Here is an 8,243-nt window from a genome sequence, read left to right as displayed (position 1 = left end):
AGCGCGACCCGTTCCCCGTCGGTCAACTCGGGCCGGTGTTCGCTCTGGACGCTGCCCAGCAGCACGTAGGCGTCCAGGGTGTAGCGCAGCTCCTCCACCAGCTCGTCGTCGCCGCCGGGGATGATCTCGTGGCGCAGCACCTGCTCGACGGCGTCGGCGTACCGCTCCAGGATCTGCCGGGTGTTCTCGTCGTCCTGGCGGGCGGCGAGAAAGCGCATTCTCTGGGGCTGATGACGCGTGGTGGGTAGTGCAGTGCAGGTCAGCAGCGGTGAAGGTGAGCCTAGCGAATGCAACAGCTGTGGTGCCATCGCCCGGGAGGGTGAGCGTCGGCCGTCCTGCGCGCGAGCCGCCCCGGGCTGATCCCCCGCCAGGTGGTGTCGGTGGCCCGCGCTACCATGCGGCGATTTGGAGGCCTCATGAGTTTCACCGTTCCGCCGCCGCCCCTCGCCATAGCGGATCACTTTCCGGATCTGGTGCCGCATGCCCGATCCACCACTCTGCTGTACCCGCGTGCAGGTGCCCCCGGTCGGTGTGAGAGCTCGCTTGGTGGACCGCTGTTGTGGCCGGCTGACGAGCCGTGGCCGACATGTGCCGCGCCGGACCACTACAACCCCGCGCGCGGACGCGCGGTGGTCGGGCCGCCGGGCTGGACCCAGGCGCCGCGTTGGCCCGAGTGCGTATGCGGCGAACGGATGGAGCACCTCCTGACGATCTCGGCGAGCGAGTCGTGCGGCCGATGGCTGCCGGTCGAGGAGCGAACGCGTCCCGGCTCCGGCTGGGAGGTGTCCGACGCCCGGCAGGACGACAGCCACGGGATGGTCATGGGAGACGCCGGCGGTGTATACGTCTTCGTCTGCCGTGCCTGCCCCAACTGGCCCACGATTCACCGCTATGACTGCTGAGCCCTGTGTGCCGGCCGAAGGCCGAGGAGGGGAGCGAGACACATGAACGGGTTGCGCGAGATCGTTGGACGCGACGAGTCCGCTGCTCTGATCATCAGAACTGACTTCGAGGATGAGGCGGCGTGGCAGGCGGTGGTGGAGGAGGTTTCCCGGCCGTGGGGGGACTGCGGAGAGTATGAGGCCGAGATCCACCTGGTCGATGACTCGGCTTGGGCCGGGGCGCCGCTTGAGGCAGTCGTCACTGAGGTGAAGCGGGACGAGGATCTCAGCGTGGTCTTCGTTGCCGACGACACCACGATGAAGTCTGCCCATCACGCGCTTCTCGCCCTCGACCTCTTCTACGAGGATGAGGACCTCGACCCCATGTACTACCAGGAGCTGATCGACTCCCCGCCGGCCCGCGAGTTCCGAACAGCCCCGGCCGCCGTGCATGACGTGCACGCGAATCTGTCGATCGGGAACATGGACTTCCATGAGTTCGCCGCGAGCGCGCTTGCCGACCCTGAGGGCGTCCTTCGCCCCGTGAGATGAAGCCGCCGGCCTGCCGACGTAGGCCACTGGGTCCTCAGCTGCGCTGGTTGAGGGCCCGGGTCAGATCTCGGTTCGCTGCTCGTGCGGCATCGAGGTCTGCCCGGGCCTCCTCCAAGACGGCCGTGAGCTCGACGTTGTTCTGCTTCAGGCGGGTGATCTGCCGCTGGAGCTCGTCGATGTCGGCGCCTGCTCACGTCATGGTGACCACCGAGTACCTGTCGCTCGCGGAGCTGTCCCACTCGACGTGGACCTGGCAGCGCACCGGCTGGCCGGTGGCGGTGAGTCCGTTGGCCGCGATGGCCCCCGACGGGTCGGACAGGGTGCTGTACAGTCCCCCGGCGGGCGCGGCCCCGCCCCTGGTGAATCCCAGGGCGGCCGGGTCCGCGGCGGTGGGGTAGAACACCGCGTTCCCCGTGATCGTGTAGGTCCCCCGCGTGGTGTTGACGCGTTTCCTCCCCGGGATGATGGAGGGCAGGCCGAAGGTGTCCTCCGCGCCGTCGGAGACGTTGCCCTGCCCGTCGACCTGCCACAGCTCCCAGTAGCGGCCGACGGTGGCGTGCACGGTCGAGTTCCTCGCCGTGACGTGGGAGTCGATGGCCGTGTTCGGCAGGGGGGCCCACGCCTGGCCGTCCCACTGTTCCACGGCGAAGACGCGGGTGATCTCCTGGATGATCACCCCTTGCTGGGGCGGGTTGACGCTCAGGGCCCTCCGGCGTTCGAAGTAGCCGCACTCGCCTTCCAGATCGTCCCCCGCCAGGTGCGTGAAGGCGGCCTGCGTCGCGACCGGTGCAGCACCGGCGGTCCCCGAGGGAGCGCGCTGGATCGGCGCCCGCGAGTGGTCCTCCGTCCGCGAGACCCCGAGCGGCACCGGGCCGGACCCCGGGAGGGGCCGGGCCACCGGCGCGGGCAGCGGGCGGCGCAGGGCCTCGGTGGCGTTCGCCTCGGCCGCGCGCTCGAAGCGATCGGAGGGACTCGACACCCGCAGTCCCGATCCGATCTCGGTGCCAGCCACCGGGCCCCGCCGCTGCTGGATCACATGGGTCAGTTCGTGAGCGAGGGTGTGATCGTCCGAACCGCCGCGGCCGAGCACGACGTGCTCGCCCGAGGTGTAGGCACGGGCGCCGATCTCGGCCGCAGACCGGGCGGCCAGGGCGTCGTCGTGGACGCGCACGGCACGGAAGTCCTCCCCCAGGCGCGCTTCCATCTCGGCGCGCACCGGTTCGGCCAGCGGCCGGCCCGGGGAACGCAGGACGTCGTGCACGACGGATCGCTGCACCGGTGCGGTCTCGGCCTCGGTGCCGGTCGCGGCATCCCGTCCGCCGCCAGGGGGGCGGTGGGCGTGCCGCTGTTGCTGGATCATCCGGGCGACCGCCGCGTTGCCGACGGTGGTCTGGAGGAAGCGAGCCATCTGCGCAGTCATCGGCGCGTCCGCCCGGACGTTCTGATCCGTGGCGGACGGCCGGGCGGCGCTCCGGCGTCCGGGCGCCGTGCGCGACGTCGTGTCGTTGCGCGGGTTCTTCGTGCGCTCGTGCACGATCCCCTCCCTTCGCCACGGGCACCCGTGTCACGCGGATGCCCGTGGCCATGCTTACCAGGCACCGTCGCGGCGGAGCAGGGCCGCGAGTGCACACCGCGGGACACTCGCCCTGCCCCGGGAGGCCATGCCGAAGCTCCGCGGAGGCGCGATCGCCCTCCTGCTCCTGGTGGAGCCCGGCGCCGTGCGAAACGGCCTGGGACGGCGGCCCGGCCGACGGCGCCGCCGTGCTGCGCTCGTTCGTCGGACATCGAGAAGGGCCCCGAGGGCGGTCACCGGGTCCGGGCCGGGCAGGTTCCGGCCCGCGCACTCCTGCCGGGTGGTGCCGATGCGGGCAGCAGGCCGGGGACGAAGGCCGGGGATCCCGTGCCGGCCCAGGTGGGTCGGGGGTGACACCAGCGCGTCCTGGCCCGGAGGGGGGCGCAATGCCCTCGGAGGAGTCCGGCGGCGATGAGAATCATCGCCGCCGGCACAGCTCCCTGATGGGCTGTCAGTCGGTGCTGAGCGCGTAGCAGGTGAGCCGGCCGCCGCCGGTGTGCGAGGTCGCGGCGTCGTCCTGTTCGTAGTCGCCCGCCATGAAGTGCACGCTGTGCCCGGTCCAGGCGGGCGGGACGGGGGCGGTGACCGGTGGGGCGGCCTGGCAGCCAGGAGTGCCGGCGCAGTCGCCGGCGAAGGTCAGCGAGCCGTTGCCGTTGTCGGCGATGGTGTAGCCGAACGTCGCCCCCAGCCGTACCCCGCTGAGCAGGTGGTACTTGAGGTTCTTCTCGCCCGCCGGGGTCGACCCGACCGAGCCCTGCGGCTTGGGCACGGTCTCGAGAGTCGCCTCGACGCTGTCGCCCTGGACAGCCAGCATGACGAAGGGCGCGGCCTCGTCGGCTCCTGCTCCGTGCAGCTGGCCGACGGTGATCTTGTGCGAGACGTCCGGCAGTTGGGTGATCGCCAGGCTCTCGGTCAGGTGGTGGCAGGCGGTGCCCGGGGCGAACCTCTGGGGCGCGGACAGCTCCGTGCGGGAGTGCAGCGAGTGGGCGGTGGTGGCGCCGCCCGCGGGGGCCCAGAAGTCCAGTCCGCCGCCCGGCCCCCGGGTGAGGTACGGGTCGGTGAGCCGGGCCGGGGTGAGCTGCTCAGCCACGGACGGGTCGCCGGGCTTGGCGGTGGGCAGCACCAGCGTCCAGGCGCTCAGGTCCACCGGCGTGACCGCCGCCGTGGGCACCGCCGTCACGCAGACGCCTGGCGCGGCGGGCGCGGAGGCGGCGGAGGCTTTGTGCTGGTGACCGCCGGAGGAGACGCAGCCGCTCAGCAGCAGGGCGCCGGCCATCGCCAGCGCGCGGGTCGCGGTGCTTCGGCTCTCCGCCATGGGGATCCTTGTTCTGAGCGCTCGTTGAGACCTGGCCAGCCGGAACCATAACCCAAGGAGAGGCGCCATCCGACCACGGATCTTCCCCAACGGCGGAGGGCCAGCGGTTCGCCGAGCGGGTCCACGAGATCCGGACCGCCCCGGGCGGTGCCGAGCCCGGCGGCGATGTTGTCGCAGCCGGTGAGGCGTAGGGCGCCTATGGCGAGGTTGCGCAGTGCGGCCATGGCCCGGGGTGCGGTCCCGGTCCGCACACGCGAGGCGTCCTCGGCGAAGGTGGTGTCGCGGACGTGGTGGATCTTGTTCTCGATGCCCCAGTGTTCGCGGACGTGGTGCGCGATCTCGGGGGCGTCGGCCTGCTCCGCCGTCAGGTCGGTCACTGCGTAGACGCGTTCCAGGCTGACCTTGCCGGTAGTGACGATCCGGCGGCGGCGCACGATCTGCACGGCCTGGGCGGCGTGGGGGAAGTCGAGGCCACAGGTGACGGTGGCGGTCTTGACGCGGCGGATCTCGTCGCGGCCGTGTGCGGTGGCGCGGGTCTTGTCCAGCAGCGGCACGCCAGGGCAGCTGCTTCAGGTGCTGGTGCAGCAGCGGCTGATTTCCCTTGATCAAGGCGATGTAGTGGGCCTTCTTGTCCTCCACCAGGAAGGCGGCGTGGGCGGTCTGCGAGTGCAGGGCGTCAAAGGTGACCACGGTGTCGGCCAGGTCGAGTGGGGCGAGCATCGGCCGGAAGACGGTGAAATGACCTGGGTTCGTGCGCGGCAGCTCCCGACGGAGCCGGGACCGAGTAGGTGGGGTCAGGTCGCTGCGGGACGCGGGGCGAGGGGCACATCGTGGCCGAGCGCTTGCAGTTGGCGGACGAGTCTGCGCGTGCTGACTGCCTTGTCGAGGTTGCGCTGGTGGTGGTCTGCGCCGAGGTCGTGGAACCGGGCGTCCGGGTCGCTCAGGAGATGCCAGACGATGACGAGCATCGAGCGGGCGACCGCGACGAGGGCCTTGCCGTGGCCGCGCCGCTTGACCAGCCGCTTGTATCTGGCCCCGAGGAAGGTGTCGGTCCGTGAAGCGGACATCGCGGCTTCGCCGAGGGCCGCCTTGAGCCAGGGATTGCCCTTCCCCGTCCCGCCCGGCTCGAGTTGTCCGCGGCGTCGGTGCCGGCGACGTCATCGCCCGCACCGCCCGACTCACCCGAGCCCTCACCGACTTCTTCACCACCCACGGCCACCTCCCACCCACCCCCGAAACCGACACCGAGGACCTGCGCGCCGCCGCCCGCCGCCAGCACCGCCTCGACGCCACCCCCGCCCCGCTGCGCCCCGCCGCCCAGGCCTTCGCCGACCACCTCCTGGCCCAGCGCGCCCACGCCATCAAGCACGGCCTGCGCCCCAAGCAACTACGGACCGTCGAGGTGCGCCTGACCGCGTTCTCCACCGAGGTCGAGCACGCGCTGCCCGGGCGCCGTTCGCTGTTCACCGATCTCGTGCTGCGCGACCCCGGCGCCGACGTGCCGGTGCTCCTGGTCGAAGTCGACCACGAGAACGAGGGCGTCGGCACGCTCGTGGAGAAGCTGGCCACCTACCGCGCGGAGCTGCCTGCCAAGGGCGCCGCGAAGGCCGCGTTCGAAGCGAGCATGCGCCGCCCCGGCGCCCGCACCCACGCCCTGCGGCTGTGGCCGACCGTCTACCCGCCGACCGGCCGGGAGGGACTGCCGCCCCTCGCCCTGGTCTTCGAGGCCGGCCGCAAGCGCACCCGCCCCGGCACCAAACCGCTCACCCCCGAGCAGAAGAAGGAGAAGACGAAGGCCGACCACCTGCGGCTGCTGCGCCGCATCCAGGCGGTGGAGGCAGCCTCCGAGGACGCCTGGTACGCGCCGCCGTACCGCGGCGACAACCTCACCGCCCGGGACCACCACCGCGCCCTGCCCATCGTCGCGACCACGCTGCCGCTGCTGCGCCGCTTCGGCGCTGGCCCCCGTGGCACCGGTTCGGCCGGGACGGCTGGCATACCCTCACCAATGCGCTTGACAACCCGGACGGCGACAAGCTGCTCGCCGTCGAGCAGGCTGCCGCCGACCGGGCCCGCCAGGAACGGGAGCAGGAGCGGCGGAAGGTGGAGCGCGAGCGGCGCCGCCCGGCGTGCACCTGCTGCCGGGCGCCGTTCTCGAATGAGCGGTGGGCCGAGCGCGAGCGGGCCGCCTGGGGCGACGACGGGCTGTGCGCTGGTTGCCGCCAGGCCGCCGCCGACCAGCAGGCCCGGGTGGAGGCCGAGCGCGAGCGAGCCGCCACCGAAGCCTCGGCCGAGGCGAAGCGGCGCGGCTCCTGGTGGCGCCGCTCCTGATCCCGCCTCACCCGGCGCACCCCTGCTGACCTGCCGCGCCGGGGAGTTTCGTCACCCAAGCTGACCTGCACTGGGGAGTTTCGCTCCGGGGCGTTGGTGACGGCACCGGCCGGTGAGTTTCGGGTGTCGGTGCAGGTCAGGGGTGGGTGAGAACGGCCGGGTCTGGGCCGTCGGGGTGGTGGCCAGGTTCGGCGGGACGGTGGGGCGGGCAGATCCTGCGGCATGACGACACCCTCCACAGGCGCCCCCGCCAGCCGCGCCGTTCGGCCGCGCCCACCCTCCCCGTACCCGCTGTTCCGGTTCGTGCCGCCAGGCCGCCGGCCCCCGCGCGGCCTGGCGGTGGGTGCTGCTGGACCTGGTCGAGTGAGCACCTCACTCCGGGCGGGATCGTCGTCCGTACGACCTGGCACGAGCCCGCCTGTCCGGCCTGGACCCGGCGGTGAGCACCAGCGCCGCGCACATCGGGCCGGTTCGGGTGGGGAGGGCGCGGCGGCTTTGACGGAGCACGTCATTCTGGCGTGGCGTTTTTGGCGGCGCGGCGTTCCTGCTGCCGGTGCGCGCGGACTTTCGCCAGGGACTCGGGTCCGGTGACGTCGGCGACGGACAGGAAGGCGCCGTCCTCGCCGTAGGGGCTGGCTGCCTCGCGCCAGTCGTCGGGGCGGATGCCGTACTGCTTGCCGAGGAGGGTCGCGAAGATCTGGGACTTCTGCCGGCCGAAGCCTGGCAGCTCGTTGATCCGCCGGTACAGGTCCCGGCCGGTGGTGGCGCCTTCCCAGACGGCGGCGGCCTGGCCGTCGTGGCGGGCGGCGAGGTGGCGGCACAGTTCCTGGACCCGCCGGGCCATCAGGCCGGGGGAGTCGTGGACGGCGGGCCGGGCCGCGAACAGTGCGGTGAGGTCCTCGGGATCGTGCCAGGCGATCCGGTCGGTGTCCAGGTCGCCGCAGCCCAGGCGCCGGGCGATGACTGCCGGCTGGGCGGAGGCCCATTCCGAGGGCATCTGCCGGTCCAAAAGGGCTCCCATGAGCAGGGCGAGCGCGCTGCGGGAGAGCAGGGCGTCGGCCTCAGCCTGCTGCGTGATGCGCACCGTGACGTCCACCGGCCCGGGGTTCCTTGCGCGCTGATGATCGGGTTTTCGGTCCAGCGTGTCCGCGCCGGTGCCGGACTTCCAGGCGACACGCGCCAGGGCGTTACATCGGGTCGTCCCGCCGGGGCCGGACGGCGGCGGTGCGCCAGCTCCTCCCCTGGCGCGACGCGGCCGCCCAGGGCAGGGAGGACTAGAGTTGAAATGACCGCGCGGCGCGGTGGCGGCACGGCCGTCGGACGCCGTGGTGGTTTCAGGACCGCTCGGGCTCCCTGCCCGGTCGCCGGAAGGATCCGCCGTCCCCATCGTGGGACGGATCCGCTGGCCTTGCACCCTCCTGAGCGCGGTAAGGAGTGTTGCTATGACCGGCTATCTCGCCCTCGCGTGCTCCCGCAGCCCGGATGCCGCCGTCCTGAGAGGGAGTTCTGTGAGGGTGTGAGCGGTTCGTCCCGTTGTGTCGAAGTCTGCTGCCAGCCACGGGGGTTGACGTCCGGCGAGGATGCGGTCTCC

8 protein-coding genes are annotated in these 8,243 nt (G+C 72.3%); 2 read left to right on the top strand and 6 right to left on the bottom strand.

Annotated features, from left to right (window positions below; translation table 11 throughout):
• Positions 1–218: hypothetical protein (locus ACWCXH_RS39385; RefSeq protein ID WP_449806331.1), on the bottom strand; the 218-nt coding region annotated here is incomplete at its 3' end.
• 726 nt (positions 219–944) lie between these two features.
• Between ACWCXH_RS39385 and ACWCXH_RS39380 the strand changes: the two genes are divergently transcribed.
• On the top strand, positions 945–1,433 hold the full coding sequence (locus ACWCXH_RS39380; protein WP_449806330.1) for a DUF6924 domain-containing protein: 489 nt from the start codon (positions 945–947) through the stop codon (positions 1,431–1,433).
• Between the two features lie 190 nt (positions 1,434–1,623).
• Here the strand turns inward: ACWCXH_RS39380 and ACWCXH_RS39375 are convergent, their stop codons facing one another.
• The 4 genes from ACWCXH_RS39375 to ACWCXH_RS39360 all read right to left on the bottom strand — a co-directional run bounded on the left by ACWCXH_RS39375 (position 1,624) and on the right by ACWCXH_RS39360 (position 5,388).
• Positions 1,624–2,967 (bottom strand): eCIS core domain-containing protein, encoded by a 1,344-nt coding sequence (locus ACWCXH_RS39375; RefSeq protein WP_449806329.1) that lies wholly within the window; start codon positions 2,965–2,967, stop codon positions 1,624–1,626.
• Between the two features lie 490 nt (positions 2,968–3,457).
• Positions 3,458–4,321, bottom strand: coding sequence for a polysaccharide lyase family 7 protein (locus tag ACWCXH_RS39370; RefSeq protein ID WP_449806328.1), 864 nt, complete (start codon positions 4,319–4,321; stop codon positions 3,458–3,460).
• The gene (locus tag ACWCXH_RS39365; protein WP_449806327.1) at positions 4,261–4,875 is read right to left on the bottom strand and encodes an ISAs1 family transposase; all 615 of its coding nucleotides are present in this window, start codon (positions 4,873–4,875) and stop codon (positions 4,261–4,263) included. The genes ACWCXH_RS39370 and ACWCXH_RS39365 overlap by 61 nt, the downstream gene beginning before the upstream one ends.
• Positions 4,876–5,115: 240 nt before the next feature.
• Positions 5,116–5,388, bottom strand: a complete 273-nt coding sequence (locus tag ACWCXH_RS39360; RefSeq protein ID WP_449806326.1) for a hypothetical protein — start codon at positions 5,386–5,388, stop codon at positions 5,116–5,118.
• 335 nt (positions 5,389–5,723) lie between these two features.
• On the opposite strand from ACWCXH_RS39360, the gene ACWCXH_RS39355 reads away from it, so the two are divergent.
• On the top strand, positions 5,724–6,716 hold the full coding sequence (locus tag ACWCXH_RS39355) for a hypothetical protein (RefSeq protein ID WP_449806325.1): 993 nt from the start codon (positions 5,724–5,726) through the stop codon (positions 6,714–6,716).
• 444 nt (positions 6,717–7,160) lie between these two features.
• On the opposite strand, the gene ACWCXH_RS39350 is transcribed toward ACWCXH_RS39355, so the two are convergent.
• Positions 7,161–7,748: an HhH-GPD-type base excision DNA repair protein gene (locus ACWCXH_RS39350; protein ID WP_449806324.1), complete on the bottom strand. Its 588-nt coding sequence runs from the start codon at positions 7,746–7,748 to the stop codon at positions 7,161–7,163.
• Between the last annotated feature and the right edge of the window lie 495 nt (positions 7,749–8,243).

The sequence above is a fragment of the Kitasatospora sp. NPDC001660 genome, assembly GCF_053596725.1.
The sequence above is the reverse complement of the archived record's forward strand: the minus strand, read 5'-3'. Positions and strand labels throughout refer to the sequence as shown.

Bases quoted from the DNA above. Each gene is read 5' to 3' on its own strand.
- ACWCXH_RS39370 (WP_449806328.1), bottom strand. From the start codon at position 4,321: ATGGCGGAGAGCCGAAGCACCGCGACCCGCGCGCTGGCGATGGCCGGC.
- ACWCXH_RS39360 (WP_449806326.1), bottom strand. From the start codon at position 5,388: ATGTCCGCTTCACGGACCGACACCTTCCTCGGGGCCAGATACAAGCGG.
- ACWCXH_RS39380 (WP_449806330.1), top strand. From the start codon at position 945: ATGAACGGGTTGCGCGAGATCGTTGGACGCGACGAGTCCGCTGCTCTG.